The sequence below is a fragment of the Microbacterium sp. Y356 genome, from assembly GCF_059445355.1.
Genome location: NZ_JCAIUE010000001.1, coordinates 2,308,775 through 2,328,755, shown reverse-complemented (window position 1 = coordinate 2,328,755; position 19,981 = coordinate 2,308,775). Strand labels below are relative to the sequence as shown.

The following is a 19,981-nucleotide window of genomic DNA, read 5'->3' as shown; positions in this document are numbered from 1 at the left end:
CAACGCAATCGAGTGACATTTGTTGTCCGTTCAGCTATCATTCTGTCTAATGCGGATGCCGCTGCTCTGCACGCGCTCCGCTCAAACTGGTCCAGCTCGGACAGAGCATTCAAAGGAGAAATCATGGGCGAAGTCGGCACACCGACGTCACGACCGGGCGTACTCATTGGAGGACATTGGGATGTCGAGCCTGACCGGCAGTGGATCGAGATCGAGAATCCCGCGACCGAAGAGATCATCGGTCGAGTTCCTGAGGCGACGCATTCCGACGTTGATCGCGCGGTCAAAGCGGCCGTCGACCTGCACCGGTCCGGAGTCTGGAGTCGGACATCACTGGCGGACAGAGCCGACCTGCTCAATGCGATTGCGGACGGTATCGATCGGCGTGCTGCGGAGTTCCAGCGGCTCTATGTGGAGGATCAGGGCGGGATCACGCGCTTTTCCGGATTCCCTCCGATGGCGGCCGCACTCGCTTTCCGTGATACTGCCCAGCTGGCGGGTTCGTTGGATCTCGGACCCACCCGACGCGATACCGCAGGCGGGGCGGTCTACATCCTTCGCGAACCGGTCGGTCCGGTCGCGGCCATCGTTCCGTGGAATGCCCCAATGCTTCTCGCACCGGTCAAGATCGCACCCGCCCTGCTGGCAGGTTGCCCGGTCATTGTGAAGGTTTCCCCAGAGACTCCGCTGGGCCCGCTCTTCCTCGCTGAGGTATTCGCCGAAGTCGGCGTTCCGGACGGTCTGATCTCGTTCCTGCCCGGGGGCCGTGAAGTTGGACAGTACCTGATTTCTCGGCCGGGCATCGCGCACATCTCGTTCACGGGAAGCACTGCAGCCGGGCAGCAGGTCATGAAAACAGCCGCAGATCGGATGACCCGCCTGACGCTCGAGCTCGGAGGGAAGTCCGCCGCGCTCGTGCTCGATGACGCCGACCCGCAAGAGCTCGCACCGAAACTCGCCGGCGGGTCCGTAGTGCAGACCGGCCAGGTTTGCACTACTCAAAGCCGCATCCTGGTTCCCGAAAGCCGAAAGGATGAATGGATCTCGGCTCTGACGACGGCATTCGAGCAGCTGAAGGTCGGAGATCCCGCCGATCCCGTCACCGACGTGGGTCCGCTCATCTCGCAGGCCCAGGTGGAGCGCGTCGAATCCTACGTCGAGTCTGCTCGGGCGGATGGGGCGACGATATTGACCGGCGGGACGCGGCCTGAAGGCGCGCAATTCGAGAAGGGGCACTGGTTCACCCCCACTCTCATCACCGACACCCGACCAGAGATGAAAATCTACCGCGAGGAGGTGTTTGGGCCGGTGATCGTGGTGGAAGCCTATGCCGACCTCGACGCCGGAATTGCTGCTGTCAACGACAGCGAGTACGGATTGGGCGCCGGTATCTATACGCCCGATATTGACCGAGCCATCGCTCTTGCGCCGCGGATCGAGAGCGGCACAGTCTCCATCAACACGTCTGGAGCTGTCTTCACCGCACCGTTCGGCGGGGTGAAGATGTCGGGATTCGGCCGAGAAGGTGGCCTGGAGGGCATCGAGGAGATGCTCGAGACAAAGCAGATCCAACTGCCGAACTAACAGGTATCGCAGTTGCAACAATGCGCCGGGTCCCGCGGCTTGCCCGCCGGGACCCGGCGTCTGTCAGTTCCAGTCCCGCTTACGAAAGTCCCAGGAGATGACGGCCTTGGGCGTGAATCGAAGCCATGCGTGTCTCCCGTCTGGCACGAAACCGGACCCATTGCCGTACTTTTCCCAATAGCGGCTTTCGACACGTTCTAGAGTCGCGTGAGGTTCGGTGCCGCGAGGTATCGAACCGACCGCATCGACGTCACCCTGTAGTTCGACACCACGCAGATCCGCCTTGCTCTCGCCGGCATCGACGACGATCGCGATCTCGCTTCGTTCTCGCAGATGGGTCCAGCGACTGCTTTTAACGATCGAGGAGAACCACACCTCGCCCTCGTCCCAGAGGAACCATAGCGGGGTCACATGCGGCCTGCCCTGCCTGTCCACAGTGGCAACCCGCGCGGTCCGCTGTTCGCTCATAAAACTGACGAGCTCGTCGGGGGTCATCGCGATCGATCGTCCGCGCTTCTGCTCGTTCATCGCGCCGCGGATCGAGGCGGACATCAGTCTTTCCCGCGCCGGATCAGCGCGGCGAGCGCCTGCCCACCGCCGATGCACATCGTCACGATCGCGTACTCGCCACCCGTGCGCTGCAGCGTCAGCGCCGCACGGACAGCGAGAATCGCACCGGTCGCGCCGACCGGGTGCCCGAGCGCAATCGCCCCACCATACGGGTTCGTCTTCGCTGGGTCGAGTTCCGCATCACGAATGACGGCAATCGCCTGAGACGCGAACGCCTCATTCAGCTCCACCGTGTCGATGTCGGCCGGCGTGAGCCCGGTCTGCTTGAACAGCTTCTTCAGCGCGAGCGTCGGCGCGTAGCCCATGATCTCCGGCTCGAGCGCCGCCGTCGTCACAGCCTCGATCGTGGCCAGCACCGGGGCGCCCTCGGCACGAGCATCCGCTTCGCGCATCAGCACCGTCGCCGCACCACCATCGTTGATGCCCGACGCGTTGCCGGCAGTGACCGTACCATCCTTGGCGAACGCCGAAGGCAACCCTGCCAGCGTCTCCAGAGTTGTCTCCGGTCGCGGGTGTTCATCTCGCGACACCTCAACGGGCTTACGACCCGACGTGGTCACCGAAACGATCTCCTCCGCGAACGCCGCTTGCGCGGCGTCTGTCGCCGCCCGTTGCTGCGACTCGAGCGCAAACGCGTCCTGTTCTTCCCTCGTCACACCGAAACGAGACGCGACATTCTCGGCCGTCGTACCCATGTGCTTCTCGGTGAACGGATCCGTTAGCATCGCGATCGTGCCATCCAGCAGTGAACGATGCCCGAGCCGGTCGTTGAACCGCGCGTTGAAGTCGTAGAACGGCATCCGCGTCATGTTCTCTGCGCCACCGGCGACAGCGACGTCGATACCGCCCCACAGCAGCTCTTGCGCCGCCGACCAGATGGCCTGCAGACCTGATCCGCACAGCCGGTTCACCGTGAACGCCGGCGTATTGACGTCGAGGCCTGCGGCGAGCGCGATCCGACGCGAGATATAGGCATCCCCCGCAACCTGACCGATGTTGCCGATGACGACCTCGCCGACGCGGTCTCCCGAGATACCCGAGCGCTTCAGCGCCTCAACCGTCGCCGCAGCACCGAGCTCATGCGCAGGAGTGTCCTTGAACGCCCCGCCGAAACGACCCACCGGGGTCCGCGCCCCGGCGACGATCGCGATCTTCTCCCGAGAGGCAGCCATCACCCAGCCGCTTCCTCAGCTCGCTCCAGCACATCGATCGCCGCTGTGTCCGGCACATACTCCTCGATGTGCCGCTCATCCGGACCGTTGTACGCAGACAGCGGGCGAATCAACGCGTTCGAGGCCTGCTGCTCGAGGATGTGCGCCGTCCAGCCGGTGATGCGCGCCGCGATGAACAGCGGCGTGAAAGTCAGCGTGTCGTAGCCGATGAGGTTGTACGCCGGACCCGACGGGTAGTCGAGGTTCGGGTAGATGCCCTTGCGCGAGACGAACTCGCTCTCGAGGGTGTCATAGAGCTCGGCGACATCCGGACGGTTGTAGTGCGCGACCAGAGTGTCGAGCGCCGCCTTCATCGTCGGCACGCGCGAGTCACCGCGCTTGTACACGCGGTGGCCGAAGCCCATGATCTTGCGCTTCTCCGCCAGCGCGGTATCCAACCATCCAGAGACTTCCGAAGCAGATCCGATCTCATCGAAGATGTGCATCACGGCCTCGTTCGCGCCGCCGTGCAGCGGACCCTTCAGCGCGCCGATCGCGCCGACGACTGCCGAGTACAGGTCGCTCAGGGTCGAGGTGATCACGCGCGCAGTGAAGGTCGATGCGTTGAACGAATGCTCCGCGTACAAGATCATCGAGCGGTTGAACGCGTCCACCACCACAGGCGAAGGCTCTTCGCCGAAGGTCAGCCACAGGAAGTTCGCCGCGTAGTCGAGGTCATCACGCGATTCGACGATCTCAAGTCCACGACGGCGACGCTGGCCGTACGACACGATCGCCGGGAGCGTCGCGAACAGCTTCAGGCTGCGCTCGAGGTTCTCCTCGGGAGTTCCGACGGCATCCAGCACATTGCTGATGCCTGCCGTCTCGATCGCACCGATCACGCTGACCGCGGTGCGCACCTCGTCCATCGGGTGCGAGTCGATCGGCAGGTGATCGATCGCATCCTTGACGGCGGGCGATAGCGCGCGGTTGGCGCGCTCGGTGGCGCGGAATTCCGCCAGCTGGGCATCAGTCGGCAGCTCTCCATGCCACAGCAGGTACGCAACAGCTTCGAACGGCTGGGTCGCCGCCAGCTCCTGCACCGGGTAGCCGCGATACAGCAGGCTATTCGTCTCGGGATTGACCTTGCTGACAGCAGTCTCGTCAGCGACGACCCCTGCCAGGCCCTTCTTGATGTCGTTGTCAGCCATTGTTCACTCCTTCGTGATGGTGAAGTTGAAGACGCCAGAGTCGAAGTGGTTGTACGACTCGTAGTCGATCAGGTCATAGAGGTCGGCGCGGTGCTGCATCTCGCCGAGCTTGCTCGTGAGATGTCCTTCTTCGATCAGCGTATCGAGTGCACGACCGGTCGCACCCATCGCGATGCGCAACATTGACACCGGCCAGATGACAATGTTCACGCCGACATCTCGCAGCTGGTCGACCGAGAACAGGTCGCTCTTGCCGAACTCGGTCATGTTCGCAAGGATCGGCACGTCGACCGCAGCGCGGATCGCCGCGAACTCTTCGAGCGATCGCATGGCCTCGGGGAAGATCGCGTCGGCTCCGGCATCCACCAGCGCCTTCGCACGGTCCTTCGCAGCCTCCAGACCGTCGACGGCCGCGATGTCGGTACGTGCCATGATCAGGAAGTTCTCATCGCGGCGCGCGTCAACAGCGGCACGGATGCGCTTTGCCGCCGTGCCCAGATCGACCACAGCCTTGCCGTCGAGGTGACCACAGCGCTTCGGGTTGATCTGGTCCTCGATGTGGGCGCCGGCGAGACCGGCGTTCTCGAGCTCTTGGATCGTGCGCGCCACGTTCATCGGCTCACCGAAGCCGGTGTCGGCGTCGATGATCGCCGGTAGGTCGGTCATCCGCGCGATCTGCTCGCCGCGAGCGGCGACCTCAGTCAGCGTCGTCAGGCCGATGTCGGGCAGACCGAGGTCGGCAGCGAGAACGGCGCCCGAGATGTAGACGCCCTCGAACCCCTTCTGCTCGATGAGGCGTGCGGAGAGCGGGTTGAACGCGCCGGGGAAACGCAGCAGCTCGCCAGAAGCGAGACGCTCACGGAACAGCCGCCGCTTCTCGGCGGGAGTGGTGTGCGAGTACAACATCAGAACAACCCCTTGGTGGTCGGCTCGGTCTCCACCACACCCGGCTTCGCGATGATCGAGATCTCGGCGACCTCGGCGGCAGTGAGCTCCGGAAGGCGCTGCACCAGCGACAGGAAGCGCTCGATCTCGGCCTGCTCGAGCACCGGCTCGGCGAGCAGACGGAACTTGGCGATGTAGTTCTCGCGGGCGAACGGCCGAGCACCGAGCGGGTGCGCGTCAGCGACCGCGATCTCGTCGATCAGCTTCGAGCCGTCGGTGAGCGTGATCTCCACGCGACCGCCGAAGGCCTTCTCCGCGATGTCGTTCGAGTGGTAACGGCGCGTCCACTCGGCATCCTCACGGGTGGTCACCTTGTTCCACAGCTCGACGGTGTCAGCACGGCCAGCACGCTCCGGAGCATAAGAATCGACGTGGTGCCACGAGCCGTCCTGCAGCGCGACGGTGAAGATGTACGGGATCGAGTGGTCGAGCGTCTCGCGCGACGCGGTCGGGTCGTACTTCTGCGGGTCGTTCGCGCCGGAGCCGATCACATAGTGCGTGTGGTGTGAGGTGTGCAGGACGACGGACTCGATCGCCGCGGTGTCGATGCCCTCATTGTGGAGCTTGCGCGCCAGGTCGATCCAGGCCTGCGCCTGGTACTCGGCCGAGTGCTCCTTTGTGTAGGAATCCAGGATCGCGCGCTTGGCCTCGCCCGCTGCGGGCAGCGGCACCTCGTACGCGGCATCCGGGCCATCCAGCATCCAGGCGATGACGCCGTCTTCGCCCTCGTAGATCGGCGAGGGGCTCGTCTGTCCGCGCATCGCACGGTCGACGGCTTCGACGGCCATCTTCCCGGCGAATGCCGGCGCGTGCGCCTTCCACGTCGAGATCTCGCCCTTACGGCTCTGGCGCGTGGCGGTGGTCGTGTGCAGCGCCTGGCTGACGGCCTGGTAGATGGTCGCGGCGTCGAGGCCGAGGAGCGTGCCGATGCCGGCAGCAGCCGACGGGCCGAGGTGGGCGACGTGGTCGATCTTGTGCTTGTGCAGGCAGATCGCCTTCACCAGGTCGACCTGGATCTCGTAGCCGGTGGCAAGTCCGCGCACGAGCGCACGGCCATCGGCGCCGACGTGCTGAGCAACCGCAAGGATCGGCGGGATGTTGTCGCCGGGGTGCGAGTACTCGGCAGCGAGGAACGTGTCGTGGTAGTCGAGCTCACGCACGGCGACGCCGTTGGCCCATGCCGCCCATTCGGGGCTGGTGCGCCGCTCGAGCGGGGCGCCGAATACCGTCGCGCCGCTACCGCCGGTCGAAACCGGGTGGCTGAAGGCCTGGTCGCGGGCCGCCTTGATCGGACCTCGCGTGAGGGATGCCGCGGCGACGGAAGCATTGTCGATGACACGGTTGATGATCATGTCTACGACGTCCTGCTCGACCTCGACCGCATCGGTCGCGACCTCGGCGATCTTCCAGGCCAGCTGGTTCTCGCGGGGCAGATCTTCTTCGCTCTTGTAGACACGGACGTGGTGGTTGACGGTCATGGGTGTGCTCTTCTTTCAGTCGCGAGCGGGCTGTCGGAGGGGAGGGATTCAAGGATGCTGGTGAGCGCATTGCGCAGATGCACATGCGTGGCATGAGCGGCCAGATCGCCGTCACGTTCGGCAAGCGCCTCGGCGATGAGCTGGTGTTCGGCCACTGAAGCGGTGAGCCTGGTCGGATTGTCGCGCGACAGACGGCGCACGCGCACGAGATGCGTGCGCACCGTGCGCAAAGCTGCGGCGATGTAGTCGTTGGCGACTGCCGCATCGACGGCGCGATCGAAGCGGGCGATCAGCGCGTAGTAGTCATCGCGCCCGGTCGAGGCAGCGAGGGATGCCCCGGCGGCAGCGAATTCGGATGCCAGGCCCGCGAACAGCACCGCGTCGCCGCGCGCAGCGGCGAGGCGGGCAGCGGACTCCTCCAGCGCGCGCCGGATCTCGAACAGCGCACGGATGTCGTCGGCATCGATGTCGGTAACGACGGTGACCCGCGGCGACTGCTGCTCAACGAGCCCGTCGGCACTGAGCTGCTGCAGCGCTTCGCGCAGCGGGGTGCGACTCACGCCGAGACGTGCGGCCTGCTCGACCTCGGCAAGAACGGTGCCGGGAGCAAGCTCGCCGGACTGGATCTCCTCCAGCAAAGTCGCATAGGCGCGATCACTCGCTCTGGTTCGCTCAATTGCGGTACTCACGCCATCAGTGTATACACAATTCCGCTTGCGGGCTCAATTTCCTATGAACAGGAGGGCACAGCGTATACAAGCACCTCACCCTTCGGCGTCAGTCACACCCTCATACAGACCGATCGAGTTGCCGTCGGGGTCGGTGATCACAGCCCACCAGCTCGTCTCGCTGATCGGCTGCTTCTCCATCGCGAGGGTCGCGCCGGCGCTCACAGCCGCGGCGACGGTCTCATCAATCGAATCGACCTCGACGTACGAGCGCGGCTGATCGAAATCCGCGCTGCGTGGCGCGAGCCCTCCCCCGCTGATCTGATTCGGCGCCTGCCACATCGGGTATCCCTCGAAGCCGGGCATCTCGGCGATGTTCCACCCGAACAGACTCGAATAGAACGCCTGCGCCCGAGCCATATCGGTCACCGGAATGTCGATGTGCGTGATGTCTCCGTGAGCCATGGCCCTGTCCTCTCTGAACCGTTGCCGGGCCCGATCGGACACCGGTGCGGCCAGTCTCGTCCCACGTGCCGACGAGTTCAAGGGGCGTTCGGAACGGGCGGCACAAGCGACTCCGAAGTCGCAACCGGCTCGCCAAGCTTGACGATCACGACCCCCACCAGCACGAGTGCGGCACCGACACCCTGCAGAACGTTTGGTAGCTGACCGAGCAGCAGCCAGCCGAACAGCAGGGCGGCGATGACCTCCGCTAGCGCGAGGAAGGATGCCAGCCGCGAGCCCAGCATCCGCGTAGACGTGATGCCGAGCACGTAGGCGAGAGCGGTGGCAATGATGCCGATGGCGAGCACGGGGACGAACCACGGCACAGTACCGAAGCGATAGGTAACGTCAGCCGTGTTCCACGCGATCGGAAGGATGCCGATGAGCCCAGCTACGGTCAGCCCGACAGCGCCGACGATGAGGCCCGACCCCGCCAGAACGATCGGCGGGAGTCCGGTGTCGCTTTTCCCTGAGAGCAGGAAGTACGCCGCGGCGCCGACCATCGCACCGAACGCCCACAGGACGCCACCGATGTCGACGCTGCGACCGGAGAGCACGTCAAGCATGAGCACGAGTCCGATGAACGCGACGGCAGCGCCGAGGATGCTGCGCGAGGTCGGCCGCTCTCCCCGCCGCATCCATAACCACAGCACGACGGCGATCGGCGCCGTGTATTCGATGAGCAGGGCGAGGCCGACATCCATCACAGCGACCGCCTGGAAGTAGAACAGCTGCGTCGCCGCCACGGCGAGCAGCCCATAGGCGACGATGATCCCAGCGTTTCGACGCAGCAGCCGCCAGCGTCCGCGAAGCGCGATGATCGTGGGGACAAGCAGCACCAGCGACGCGACCCAGATGCGCGCCGTGACCGCAGCACCCGGCGTCCACCCCGCATCGATGAGACCGCGCGCCCATGCGCCGGACATCCCGAAGGCGAACGCCGCACCGATCGCGAGCGGGAGCCCGAGCCGCAATCCCGGCCGAACGCCAGTGTCATTCGCCAAAGTGGTCATGATCAATGACACTAGCGAGCGCACGTGTAAGGTGTCAACATGCTCTTCACAGATGACACAGTCGAGTCGCTGCGTGCCGCGGTCCACCTCGCCAACACTGCGGAGGATCCGGACACACTCACCTCTGTCCAGGATGTCGACGCCTTCCTCCTCGACTTCCCCTACACGGGTCGGATCGACCACGACGCCGCCGAACTGGCGGCACTGCGCGCCCTGCGGCCACGGCTACGCAGAATGCTGCTCGCACCGAGAGATGCGATGGTCGCCGGTGTCAACGACGCCCTCCAAGACGTGACCCTAGATGCCAGACTCGTGCGCCACGACACGATGGACTGGCACCTGCACGCCGTCGCAGACGATCACCCCCTTGACGAGCGCATCCTCGTGGAGACCGCGATGGCCCTCATCGATGTCGTTCGCTCCGACGAAGGCAGCCGAATCTCGGTGTGCGCCGACGACACCTGTTCCGGCGTCACCCTGGACCTCTCCCGAAATCGCTCCCGCCGGTACTGCTCCACGGCGTGCTCGAACCGCAACGCCGTCGCCGCATACCGCGCACGCCAGCGCTGAGGCACCCAGTACCGCTCCCGCCATGCGCGGAGTAACATCACGGCCAAAGGGAGCGGCCATGGATCCTCTCGAAGTACTCTTCATCAGCGGCGACATCGGCGGAAACGTCCCGCCCACACTCGCGATCGCTGGCGAGCTGGCTTGCCGCGGCCACTCGGTCGCGATCGCGGGACTCCGACCGAGACTCGGGAGTTCCTGGCCCGACGGCATCACGACTATCCCACTTCCCGCCCTGGACGGGCTCGATGTCACCCGACCCGCCGGACCCCTCGGACACATGCCAAGTCTCAGCCGCATGGCAATCGGCTCCGCTGTCACCCGGGATGTACGCGCCCTCCTAGTCCGGCATCCCGCCGATGCCGTCGTCGTCGACGGTGTCATGCTGACCTCACTCCGGGAGGTGCAGCGCCGAGGCATCCCGTCCGCCGCACTCTTCCACTCCCTCGGTCAGTTTTGGAGCGACGGAATGGGAAACCCGGTCGCGAATCTGTTTCTTCGCCCGGTGGCACTCTCCCCGAAACAGCTGCTCGCCCACACCGATGTCCTCCTCCTTCCGACGGATCGCGAGCTGGATCCGGCTGGGGCAGGCGGCTCACGATTCCCCTTCGCCTGGCTGGGCACGACCGAGCGGGCCATTCCTCCTGCGAAGCGCGCGCCTGGCACGCCGGCATTGGTACTCGTCAGCCTCAGCAGCGCCTGGCAGCGGAAGCAGGGACAGGTCTACCGGCGCATCATCGCCGCCATTGGGCAGCTCATCGCGACAGGGATGCCGATCCATGCGATCGTCACGACCGGCGGCGCCGAGATCGACGGTTCACTGCATACGGTTGACGGAATAGAGATCCGCGGACGCGCTCCGCACGCCGAGATCATGCCCCACGCAGATCTCGTGATCGGCCACGGTGGACACTCCACGACTCTGCGCGCACTCGCTCACGGCGTGCCGATCCTGATCCTCCCACTGGATCCAACATCCGATCAGCGGATGATCGGCCGGGCAGTAGAGGACGCTGGCGCCGGCCGCGCCCTCCCTCGCTCGTCTTCCCCGGAAGCCCTACGAGAAACGATCAGGGATCTGCTCACCAAGCCTGAAATCCGCGGCGCCGCCACGCGCATCGGCGAGCGCCTGCGGTCACAGAACGGCTCCTCCGCCGGAGCCGACTTGATCGAGGCCACTGCGACGCGTGGACGCAACCTGTCATAACAGGTACACTCAACTTGTCATTACAGGTTCGCGGATGCTCTGTCACGCCGTGAACGCATCACCGCCGCTGCACGAGGAGCCCCCGATGCCCGAGTTCCACACCCCGCCGATCTTGCCCATGGCGATCACCTTCGACGCGGAGAAACTCACCCTCTCCCCCGAGGGCCCCACTCTCACCCGGCGGATGTCAGATCTCGAGGGCCTGTTCCGCGACGAGGATGCTCGCGCTGCTGCAGCCGCGGGCGACAACCCTGTCGTCTACACCGTGACCAGCTCCCCGGTGCCAGAGGTCGATCGCGAACTCCCCCAGTCGATCACGACGATCCTGCCGGGCGACACGAGCGGTGAGCTCTGGATGACCAAGGGCCACCAGCATCCCAACCATCAGGGCGAGATCTACCTGGCACTCAAGGGACAGGGCGGCCTGCTGATGTTCGACGGCGAGCGCACCGAGTGGCTCGACATGCTCCCCGGCACCATCGGCTACATCCCGCCGGGCTGGGCGCACCGCTCCGTCAACACCGGCACTGAACCCTATGCGTTCCTGGCTGTCTACCCCGGCGGCGCAGGACACGATTACAGCTGGGTGCTCGAGCACGGCTTAGGATCGCGCGCCTTCCGCACCGAAAGCGGCTTCGAACTGCGCCCCTACACGGCATAGGCTCACCCCGTGATCATCGCCCACGACCTCGGAACCACCGGCAACAAGGCATCGCTGCACCACGACGACGGACGCCTGATCGCCGCCACGACGGTCAGCTATCCCGCGCACTTTGCGGCCGGGGGCATCGCCGAGCAGAACCCGCAGGACTGGTGGGATGCCGTCGCATCCGCCACCCGCGACCTCCTCGCTCGCACCAGCACCGCAGCTTCGGCGGTTCAGGGCCTCGTCGTCAGCGGCCAGATGATGGGCGCGGTCCTGCTCGGTGGCGATGGTGCGCCAGTGCGCCCCGCGATCATCTGGGCCGACACCCGTGCGGGCGCACAACAGCGCGAACTCGAGCAGGCCCTTGGCGCCGAGCACGCCTATGAGCTGCTGGGTCACCGGCTGAACCCGACCTACTCGATCGAGAAGGTCATGTGGGTGCGCGACAACGAGCCCCATGTCTGGTCACGAGTGCGCCGCTTCTGCGTCGCCAAGGACTACATCGTGCTCGGCCTCACCGGGCGCCTCGCAACGGATCGCTCGGATGCCTCCGGCACGAACGCCTACGACCAGCGCACCGGCGACTGGTCCGAGGAGGTTCTGCAGGCGGCACGCTTGGACCGCTCGCTGTTCCCCGAGATCCTCGATTCGACCGCGATCGCAGGCCCGTTGACCGCCGAAGCCGCCGAAGCTCTCGGACTCCACACGGGCGTGCGAGTGGTGATGGGCGGCGGCGATGGCCCGATGGCCGCCGTCGGGTCCGGCATCGTGGCACCGGAGGACGGCGCCTACGTGAGCCTGGGCACATCCTCCTGGATTTCCTTCGCTTCGCACGCTCCCCTCATTGACAAGGGCCTTCGCACCTTCACCTTCGACAATGTCGTACCGAACAGCTTCGTGCCGACCGCGACGATGCAGGCCGGCGGCGCCTCGATCCAGTGGGTCTCAGAGGCGCTCTCGCAGGACCCCACGAAGCCCGAGACCGCACGACTCACCGCCGAGGCCGGCGGTGACCTCGACACCGAGGACCTCTACTTCCTGCCCTACCTGCTCGGCGAACGCTCACCCATCTGGGATCCGAATGCCCGCGGCGCCTTCGTCGGCATCGGCAGGCATCACAACCGTCAGCACCTCGTTCGTGCCGTGCTGGAGAGCATCGGATACAACCTGCTCACCAGCATCCATGCCTTCCGCGAGTCGGGCGCCGCAATCGACCGCATCGACGCCGTCGGCGGCGGAGCGCAGAGCGACGCGTTGCTGCAGATCCTTGCCGATGTGTGGGGCATACCGGTGCGCCGGCGCACGATCGTCGAGGAGGCGAACAGCCTCGGAGCAGCAGTGACGGGCGCCGTCGGCCTCGGACTCGCCGACTTCTCCGCCGCACGCGCGCTCAGCGAGGTGACGGCGGAGTTCACGCCGAATGACGGACGCCACGGCGTCTACGCCCAGCGGCACGCCCGCTTCACCTCCGCCTACGAGGCGCTCGCGCCGTGGTTCGCCGCCGCACCTCGAGATGCGGCTCCTCAGGGCACGGCCCTCCAGGGCGGGACGCCCTGATGGCTGCCGCATACACCTGCACGACTGGGCGACGGATGCACGACCGTGTGCCCCGTTTCGTCGTGCATCCGTACAGTGATCGTGCATCTGTCGCCGGAAGGACGCACTGATGGGCACTATCCTCGCCACCAGCCGCTCCTTCTCGGACGGCGACATCGACCTGGTCGCCGTCGCTGCCGCGGAAGGGCACGAGATCGTCCGCGGCCCCGCACACCACGATCTCGCCGCGCTTGCGCCACTGCTTGCGACAGCGGATGCCTGGATCGCGGGCACCGGCCCTGTTACTGCCGCTCATATGGATGCCGCCCCGAATCTCAAAGTGATCGCACGCTACGGCGTCGGCACAGAGGCTGTCGACATTGCGGCGGCCGAGGCCCGCGGCATCCGAGTCACCAACACTCCAGGCGCGAATGCGGATGCCGTCGCCGACCATGCGATCGGTCTCATGCTCGCAGCCCTCCGCTTCATCCCCGACGGCGACCGACGCGTGCGCCAGGGCGACTGGAGCGTTCGCCGCGGCCGCGAACTGGGATCTGCCACGGTCGGCATCATCGGCTTCGGCCGCATCGGACAGGGCGTCGCTCGTCGCCTCAGCGGCTTCGGGCCGCGCATCCTCGCCGCCGATCCCTTCTTCCCGTCAGATCGGATCCGCGAACTCGGCGCAGAGCCCGCAGAACTCGACGACCTGTTTCAGACTGCAGATCTCATCTCGTTGCACGCCCCCGGCGGACAGCGGCTCGTCGATGCGGCACGGCTCGAGTCGATCACCCCCGCCGCGATCATCATCAACACCGCCCGCCCCGACCTGATCGACGAGCGGGCCGTCGCGGCGGCCCTCAGCGAGGGACGTCTGGCAGGCTACGCTGCTGACACACTCGACGGCGACACCGCGGCATCCAACAGCCCGCTGCTCGCCGACGACCTGGCCGATCGCGTGATCGTGACCCCGCACCTCGGGGCGCAGACGACGCAGGCCGTCGATAACATGGGCTCGCTTTCACTCGGTGATGTCCTCGCCGTCCTCGCCGGCGTCGAGCCCCGCTTCCCCGTCCCCGTCCCCGCTCCCGTCGCAGTTGACGCGGGTAAAACAGCGCCTTAACCGCACCAATTGCGACGGGAACAGAAGATGAAAGGTTCAGTCATGAACAGTGACTACATGGGCTTCGTCGGCGTGACCACCGGGTCATCGTCGATCATGAAGGTGTTCCCGCTCTGGGCCGACATACTGAGCCTCCCGACCCGCACGCTGGTCGGTCACGACCTGCCAATGGATGCCACCCCCGAGCAATACGTCGACCTGGTGAAGCAGATCCGCGATGACCCGCAGCACCGCGGCGCCCTGGTCACCACGCACAAGATGAATGTGTATGCCGCGGCATCCGATCTGTTCGATGAGCTCGACCCGTTCGCGGTGTCGTGCTCGGAGATCTCGAGCATCGCCAAGCGCGGCTCTCGCCTGTCTGGGCGCGCCAAGGACCCAATCACCGTCGACCTCGCGCTGAAGGATTTCCTGCCGGCTGAGTACTTCGCCACCACCGGCAGCGAAGTGATCATCCTCGGGGCCGGCGGGTCCGGCACCGCGCTCAGCTGGGCGCTCGCCGAGCGGGCAGACGCCCCCACGAAGATCACGGTCACCGCGCGCGATGATGAGAAACTCGAACACCTGCGCGGGGTGCACCGCCAGCACGGCACGCGCGAAGGGCTCATCGAGTACGTGCGCACTGACACCCCGGCGGACGCCGCCGCTCTCGTCGCTGCCGCGCCCCGCGGTTCGCTGGTCGTCAACGCCACCGGCCTCGGCAAGGATCGCCCCGGCTCTCCCGTACCCGATGACGTCGTGTTCCCTGAGGGCGCGTACGTCTGGGAGTTCAACTACCGCGGCACACTGGAATTCCTGCACCAGGCCCGCGCCCAGGAGGAGGACCGCGACCTGCACGTCGTCGACGGCTGGCGCTACTTCATCCACGGCTGGTCGCAGGTGGTCGCCGATGTGTTCGAACTGGAACTGACGCCCGAAATCGTCGAAAAGCTCGCCGACGCCGCAGAGGCTGCGCGCTGATGATCCGCACCGTCCTCGGCGACATCGAGCCTGCGCTGCTGGGTCAGACGAATTATCACGAGCATCTTTTCCAGGTCACCCCGCTGCTGCCGGGCGACGAACTCAACGACGAAGAAGCCTCGACTGCCGAAGCGGGTCTACTGAAGGCGAGCGGCTTCGCCGCGATGGTGGATGCCACACCCTTCGGCCTCGGCCGCAACCCCGAGGGCGTCGCGCGCATCAGCAGGACAACCGGACTGCACGTGGTGGCAACGACCGGACGGCACCGCGAGGCGCACTACGGCGAGGATCATCCGATGCAGGTCTGGAGCGTCGAGCAGCTGGCGGAGCTGTTCATCTCAGACCTCACGAAGGGGATGGCGGCGGACGATGCGACCGTCTTCGAGAGCCCCGATGTCCCCACCGCCCGCACGCACTCGGGCGCTCCGGTGCGCGCCGGCATGCTCAAGGGTGGCATTGACTACTGGCGCATCAGCGCGTTCGAGCGAACGACGCTGGATGCCGTGGCCGCAGCCCACCGGGAGACCAACGTGCCGGTCATGGTGCACCTGGAGTTCTGCACCGCTGCGCACGAGGTGCTCGATCTGCTCGCGACCCAGGGCGTGGCATCCGATCGCATCGTGCTCGCGCACGCCGACCGTGATCCCGATCCCGGGCTGCACTCCTCTCTCGCCCAGCGCGGCGCGTACCTGGGCTACGACGGCTTCGCGAGGCCACGCACGCGCAGCGACGTGGAGCTTCTGCAGTTGACCGCAGCAGTAGTCGAGCGCGGCGCGGGTGATCGCATCCTGCTCGGCGGCGATGTCGCCCGCCGCACCCGCTACATCTCGTACGGTGGGATGCCCGGTCTCGCCTACCTCGGCGACCGGTACCTGCCGCGCCTGCGCGAGGTGATCGGCGCCGACGCCGTCGACCGAATGCTGGTCGCGAACCCCGCCCGCCTGCTCGACCTCGGCTGACGCCGCCCGCCCGGGCACCCCGCCTCGCCTGGGGGTCGCACATGGTCGCTCACGCCACCCCGACGCGACCAACCGCGACACCTCCCGGCTACCCCGCCGCCGCACGCGGGCACCCCGCCCCGCCCGGGGGTCGCACATGGCCGCTCACGCCACCCCGACGCGACCACCCGCGACACCTCCCGGCTACCCCGCCGCAAGGCGGACACCGAAGATCCGCCCTACGGGGGATGCCGCCGCACACCGCACCTTCGTACCGTGGAGGTATGACCACAGGAACCCTGCAACTGACAGGAATCACCAAGAGCTACGGCACTCGCCGCGTGCTCGACGACATCACCTTCTCCGTCCAGGCCGGCCACCTCACCGGCTTCGTCGGCGGCAACGGTGCGGGCAAGACCACCACGATGCGCATCATCCTGGGCCTCCTCAACTCGGACGGCGGCTCTGTCACCCTCGGCGGCAACGAGCTCACCGCCGACGCCCGTCGCCAGTTCGGCTATATGCCGGAGGAGCGCGGCCTGTACCCGAAGATGAAGGTGCTCGAACAGGTCGTCTACTTCGCTCGTCTACACGGGTTCTCCAAGGCGGATGCCACGGCGAAATCCTCCGCTCTGCTCACCGAGCTCGGACTCGAAGAACGACTCGGCGACAACATCGAGGCGCTCTCCCTCGGCAACCAGCAGCGTGCGCAGATAGCGACAGCCCTGGTGCACGATCCGGAGGTACTCATCCTCGACGAACCCTTCTCCGGCCTTGACCCGCTCGCCGTCGAGACGGTCGCGAGCGTGCTGCAAGAGCGCGCAGCGCGCGGCGTCTCTGTGCTGTTCTCCTCCCACCAGCTCGACGTCGTCGAACGGCTTTGCGACGACCTCGTCATCATCGCCGGCGGCACGATCCGCGCCGCCGGCCCCCGTGAACAACTGCGCGAGCAGCACTCCGCACCCCGGTGGGAGCTGGAGAGCACGGGCGACGTCGGCTGGATCCGTGAAGAGCCCGGAGTCGAGGTCGTCGACTTCGAGGGCGGCAGCGCTGTGTTCGACGTGGATGCTCCTGCCACCGCGCAGCGGGTCCTCCGCCGGGCCCTCGACGGCGGCGACGTGTCGCGCTTCGCGCCGCAGCATCCCTCTCTCTCGCAGATCTTCAAGGAGGTCATCCAGTGACTATTTCCACCACACCGGCGCGGGCGACGTCTCTCTCCCCTGCCCAGGGGATCTGGCTTGTCGCCGAGCGCGAGCTGAGCACCAAGTTGCGCAGCAAGGCCTATCTCATCTCGACCGCGATCCTGATGCTCCTCGCTCTGGCCGGAGTCATCTGGGCCGGCATCGCCAGTGCGAACCCGAGCGCGACGCCGATTGCGGCGACAAGTGCCGCGGCATCCACGCTCGAAGGTGTCGACGGCTACGACGTCACGGTGGTCGATGACCGGGATGCCGCGGAGGAGCTGGTGCGTGCAGGCGACGCGGACGCCGCGATCGTCGACGACTCTTCCTCACCGACCGGGCTGCTCATCATCGCCGACAAGGATGCACCGCAAAGCCTGTTGGCGATGTTGTCTGTCTCGCCGACGGTGGAACTGCTCAACCCCGATGGCGCCAGCGGAGCGATCCGATACATCCTCGGCATCGCCTTCGGGCTGGTGTTCATGATGGCGGCGATGATGTTCGGGTCGCCGATCGCGACCAACGTCGTGGAGGAGAAGCAAACCCGCGTCATCGAGATCCTGCTCTCCGCAATCCCCGCGCGTGTACTGCTGGCGGGGAAGGTCATCGGCAACACGATCCTCGCGATCTCCCAGATTCTGCTGCTGGTGGTGATCGGAACCATAGGACTCATCGTCACCGGACAGATCGAAGTACTGCAGGGCATCGGCGGGCCGGTGATCTGGTTCTCGGTGTTCTTCCTGTTCGGGTTCATCCTCCTCGCGGCGATGTTCGCTGCTGCCGGCTCCATGGTCTCGCGTCAGGAGGATGTCGGCGCCACGCTGACCCCGGTGATGTATCTGACGATGATCCCGTACTTCCTGGTGATCTTCTTCGGCGACAACCCCGTGGTGATGACCGTGCTCTCCTACGTGCCGTTCTCCGCACCGGTGGCGATGCCGATCCGGCTCTTCTTCGATGAGGCCGACTGGTGGGAGCCGCTCGCATCGATGGCTATCATGCTCGTCGCATGCGCCGTGGTGATCTCGATCGGCGCGAAGATCTACGAGAATTCGTTGTTGAAGATGGGCGCTCGCGTGAAGTTCTGGGAGGCGCTGCGACGCTGACGCAACGCTCGCTGAGTATGTCTCGATGAACGGCGGATGCCGTGGCCACAGTGGTCACGGCATCCGCCGCCGTCTGTGACGAGCACCCAGTGCAGTCCATTAGCCTGAATGCAGTGCCGGACGACGGGGTCCCCCTGAACTTCCGACCCTGAAGGACATCATGAGCATTCCCACCATTGAGCGCACCGCTGAGACCTCCGTCCCCCTTCTCGACGTCCTCGCCGAGCGATGGAGCCCCCGCGCGTTCGACTCCAGCGCGCCGATCGATGAGGACAAGCTCGCCGCCGCCCTCGAGGCTGCTCGCTGGTCACCGTCCGCGAGCAACACCCAGCCGTGGCGCTTCATCGTGGCCCGTCGTGGCACCGCGCTGCACGCCCAGATCGACAACGCCCTCATGGGATTCAACCGGGAGTGGGCCGGAGGCGCCCAGGTGCTGATCGTGGCCTTCGCCGAAATGACGGATGCCGAAGGCACGCCGCGTCCGTGGGCGCAGTACGACCTGGGTCAGGCCGTGGCCCACCTCTCTGTGCAGGCGCACGCCGACGGCCTCTTCGCGCACCAGATGGGTGGCATCGAGCGCGAGCAGCTCGCCGCCCTGGCCGGCGTCGAAGCCCGCTTCGCCCCGATCTCAGTGATCGCCCTCGGCGAGCTCGGCGACCCGTCGATGCTGTCCGAGAAGTTGCAGCAGCGCGAGTTCGCACCGCGCGCACGTCGCTCGCTGTCGGAGACGGTCATCGCCAGCGCCTGATTGCGCGGGCATCCGTCGCCGAAATCAGGAGAACCTCCCGAGATCAGGATGCTTCTGCAGATTCCTCCTGATCTGGGGCCAACCTCCTGATTTCGGACCAAGAACGACGCGGAGTCAGCGCGTGCGCAGGCCGTCCAGCGCCACCGCCAGTACATCGTCAGCCAGCTCGGCCGCGCCTTCGGAACCGGTCGGCCGGTACCACTCCACGATCGAGTTGACCATGCCGAACAGCAGGCGAGTGGCCACCGAGGCATCGAGATCGGCGCGCACTGTGCCCTCGACCTGGGCCGCACGCACGAGCGCGGTGACCTCGCGGTCGAACGCGCGTCGTCGTTCGAGAGCCGCGCGCTCAATATCACTGTTGCCGCGCACGCGCAGCAGCAGGGTTACGTAGGGAAGCTTCTCCACAAGCACGTGCACCGCACCGCGAAGAACGTACTCAAGTCGCTCACGGGCGGAGCCGCTCTGCACGCCGGGCTCACGCAGCACTCCCTCCAGCGAGCCGATCGCCTCTTCGAGCACGACCTCCAGCAGAGCCTCCTTGGACTCGAAGTGGTGGTAAAGCGCTGACTTCGTCAAACCAAGACGTCCAGCCAGCGATGCCACAGAGGTCGCGTCGTAGCCCTGCTCGATGAATACCTGCACGGCGACCTCGAGAACCTGTCGCTGATCGTAGCCGGGGCGGCCCCGACGTGCGGGCACTGCCTCGATCGATTCTTCAGACACTGACTCTTCAGACACTGACACGCGCTCCAGTCTGGCACCATTGCCGACCCGACACTTCCTTGCCATAATTAAATACTGAACGAATGGTCAGAAATTCCTGACCAACCCAAGATTCAGTCAGG

General features: G+C 66.0%; 20 protein-coding genes. 11 read left to right on the top strand and 9 right to left on the bottom strand.

The features are described from left to right. Nucleotides 1–123 precede the first annotated feature (123 nt). Nucleotides 124–1,584 (top strand): aldehyde dehydrogenase family protein, encoded by a 1,461-nt coding sequence (locus AC1C2Q_RS11235; protein ID WP_495450151.1) that lies wholly within the window; start codon nucleotides 124–126, stop codon nucleotides 1,582–1,584. 63 nt (nucleotides 1,585–1,647) lie between these two features. Here the strand turns inward: AC1C2Q_RS11235 and AC1C2Q_RS11230 are convergent, their stop codons facing one another. The 8 genes from AC1C2Q_RS11230 to AC1C2Q_RS11195 form a co-directional block, all read right to left on the bottom strand. Next, nucleotides 1,648–2,136 (bottom strand): pyridoxamine 5'-phosphate oxidase family protein, encoded by a 489-nt coding sequence (locus AC1C2Q_RS11230; RefSeq protein ID WP_495450150.1) that lies wholly within the window; start codon nucleotides 2,134–2,136, stop codon nucleotides 1,648–1,650. After that, complete coding sequence (locus AC1C2Q_RS11225; RefSeq protein ID WP_495450149.1) at nucleotides 2,136–3,326, bottom strand: thiolase family protein; 1,191 nt, start codon at nucleotides 3,324–3,326, stop codon at nucleotides 2,136–2,138. Before AC1C2Q_RS11225 ends, AC1C2Q_RS11230 begins: the two co-directional genes overlap by 1 nt. After that, nucleotides 3,326–4,516, bottom strand: a complete 1,191-nt coding sequence (locus tag AC1C2Q_RS11220) for a bifunctional 2-methylcitrate synthase/citrate synthase (RefSeq protein ID WP_495450148.1) — start codon at nucleotides 4,514–4,516, stop codon at nucleotides 3,326–3,328. Before AC1C2Q_RS11220 ends, AC1C2Q_RS11225 begins: the two co-directional genes overlap by 1 nt. 3 nt (nucleotides 4,517–4,519) lie before the next feature. Continuing rightward, complete coding sequence (gene prpB, locus AC1C2Q_RS11215; protein WP_439283056.1) at nucleotides 4,520–5,422, bottom strand: methylisocitrate lyase; 903 nt, start codon at nucleotides 5,420–5,422, stop codon at nucleotides 4,520–4,522. Beyond that, the gene (locus AC1C2Q_RS11210; protein WP_495450146.1) at nucleotides 5,422–6,939 is read right to left on the bottom strand and encodes an MmgE/PrpD family protein; all 1,518 of its coding nucleotides are present in this window, start codon (nucleotides 6,937–6,939) and stop codon (nucleotides 5,422–5,424) included. Before AC1C2Q_RS11210 ends, prpB begins: the two co-directional genes overlap by 1 nt. Then, a complete protein-coding gene (locus AC1C2Q_RS11205) occupies nucleotides 6,936–7,628 on the bottom strand; it encodes a GntR family transcriptional regulator (RefSeq protein WP_495450145.1) in 693 nt (230 codons plus the stop codon). Before AC1C2Q_RS11205 ends, AC1C2Q_RS11210 begins: the two co-directional genes overlap by 4 nt. A gap of 75 nt (nucleotides 7,629–7,703) precedes the next feature. Beyond that, nucleotides 7,704–8,072, bottom strand: a complete 369-nt coding sequence (locus AC1C2Q_RS11200; RefSeq protein WP_495431191.1) for a VOC family protein — start codon at nucleotides 8,070–8,072, stop codon at nucleotides 7,704–7,706. 77 nt (nucleotides 8,073–8,149) lie between these two features. Then, the gene (locus AC1C2Q_RS11195; protein ID WP_495450143.1) at nucleotides 8,150–9,124 is read right to left on the bottom strand and encodes an EamA family transporter; all 975 of its coding nucleotides are present in this window, start codon (nucleotides 9,122–9,124) and stop codon (nucleotides 8,150–8,152) included. A gap of 39 nt (nucleotides 9,125–9,163) precedes the next feature. Here AC1C2Q_RS11195 and AC1C2Q_RS11190 point away from each other — a divergent pair, with 39 nt between their 5' ends. From AC1C2Q_RS11190 to AC1C2Q_RS11145, 10 genes are all read left to right on the top strand, one after another. Then, complete coding sequence (locus AC1C2Q_RS11190; protein WP_495450141.1) at nucleotides 9,164–9,694, top strand: CGNR zinc finger domain-containing protein; 531 nt, start codon at nucleotides 9,164–9,166, stop codon at nucleotides 9,692–9,694. Nucleotides 9,695–9,752: 58 nt separating this feature from the next. Further along, on the top strand, nucleotides 9,753–10,898 hold the full coding sequence (locus AC1C2Q_RS11185) for a glycosyltransferase (protein WP_495450140.1): 1,146 nt from the start codon (nucleotides 9,753–9,755) through the stop codon (nucleotides 10,896–10,898). Between the two features lie 85 nt (nucleotides 10,899–10,983). After that, a complete protein-coding gene (locus tag AC1C2Q_RS11180) occupies nucleotides 10,984–11,559 on the top strand; it encodes a glucose-6-phosphate isomerase family protein (RefSeq protein WP_495450139.1) in 576 nt (191 codons plus the stop codon). Between the two features lie 9 nt (nucleotides 11,560–11,568). Then, nucleotides 11,569–13,101: a xylulokinase gene (gene xylB / locus AC1C2Q_RS11175; protein WP_495450138.1), complete on the top strand. Its 1,533-nt coding sequence runs from the start codon at nucleotides 11,569–11,571 to the stop codon at nucleotides 13,099–13,101. A 109-nt stretch (nucleotides 13,102–13,210) separates the two neighbouring features. After that, nucleotides 13,211–14,200, top strand: coding sequence for an NAD(P)-dependent oxidoreductase (locus AC1C2Q_RS11170; protein ID WP_495450137.1), 990 nt, complete (start codon nucleotides 13,211–13,213; stop codon nucleotides 14,198–14,200). A 42-nt stretch (nucleotides 14,201–14,242) separates the two neighbouring features. Continuing rightward, the gene (locus AC1C2Q_RS11165; RefSeq protein WP_495450136.1) at nucleotides 14,243–15,160 is read left to right on the top strand and encodes a shikimate dehydrogenase family protein; all 918 of its coding nucleotides are present in this window, start codon (nucleotides 14,243–14,245) and stop codon (nucleotides 15,158–15,160) included. After that, entirely contained in the window at nucleotides 15,160–16,119 is a 960-nt protein-coding gene (locus AC1C2Q_RS11160; RefSeq protein ID WP_495450135.1) for a phosphotriesterase family protein, read from the top strand. The genes AC1C2Q_RS11165 and AC1C2Q_RS11160 overlap by 1 nt, the downstream gene beginning before the upstream one ends. A 263-nt stretch (nucleotides 16,120–16,382) precedes the next feature. After that, nucleotides 16,383–17,279, top strand: a complete 897-nt coding sequence (locus AC1C2Q_RS11155; protein ID WP_495431183.1) for an ABC transporter ATP-binding protein — start codon at nucleotides 16,383–16,385, stop codon at nucleotides 17,277–17,279. Beyond that, nucleotides 17,276–18,385 (top strand): ABC transporter permease, encoded by a 1,110-nt coding sequence (locus AC1C2Q_RS11150; RefSeq protein WP_495450134.1) that lies wholly within the window; start codon nucleotides 17,276–17,278, stop codon nucleotides 18,383–18,385. The genes AC1C2Q_RS11155 and AC1C2Q_RS11150 overlap by 4 nt, the downstream gene beginning before the upstream one ends. 160 nt (nucleotides 18,386–18,545) lie before the next feature. Continuing rightward, nucleotides 18,546–19,133: a nitroreductase family protein gene (locus tag AC1C2Q_RS11145; protein WP_495450133.1), complete on the top strand. Its 588-nt coding sequence runs from the start codon at nucleotides 18,546–18,548 to the stop codon at nucleotides 19,131–19,133. Nucleotides 19,134–19,247: 114 nt separating this feature from the next. Here AC1C2Q_RS11145 and AC1C2Q_RS11140 read toward each other — a convergent pair whose 3' ends face one another. Next, entirely contained in the window at nucleotides 19,248–19,880 is a 633-nt protein-coding gene (locus tag AC1C2Q_RS11140) for a TetR/AcrR family transcriptional regulator (protein WP_495450132.1), read from the bottom strand. Nucleotides 19,881–19,981: the final 101 nt, after the last annotated feature.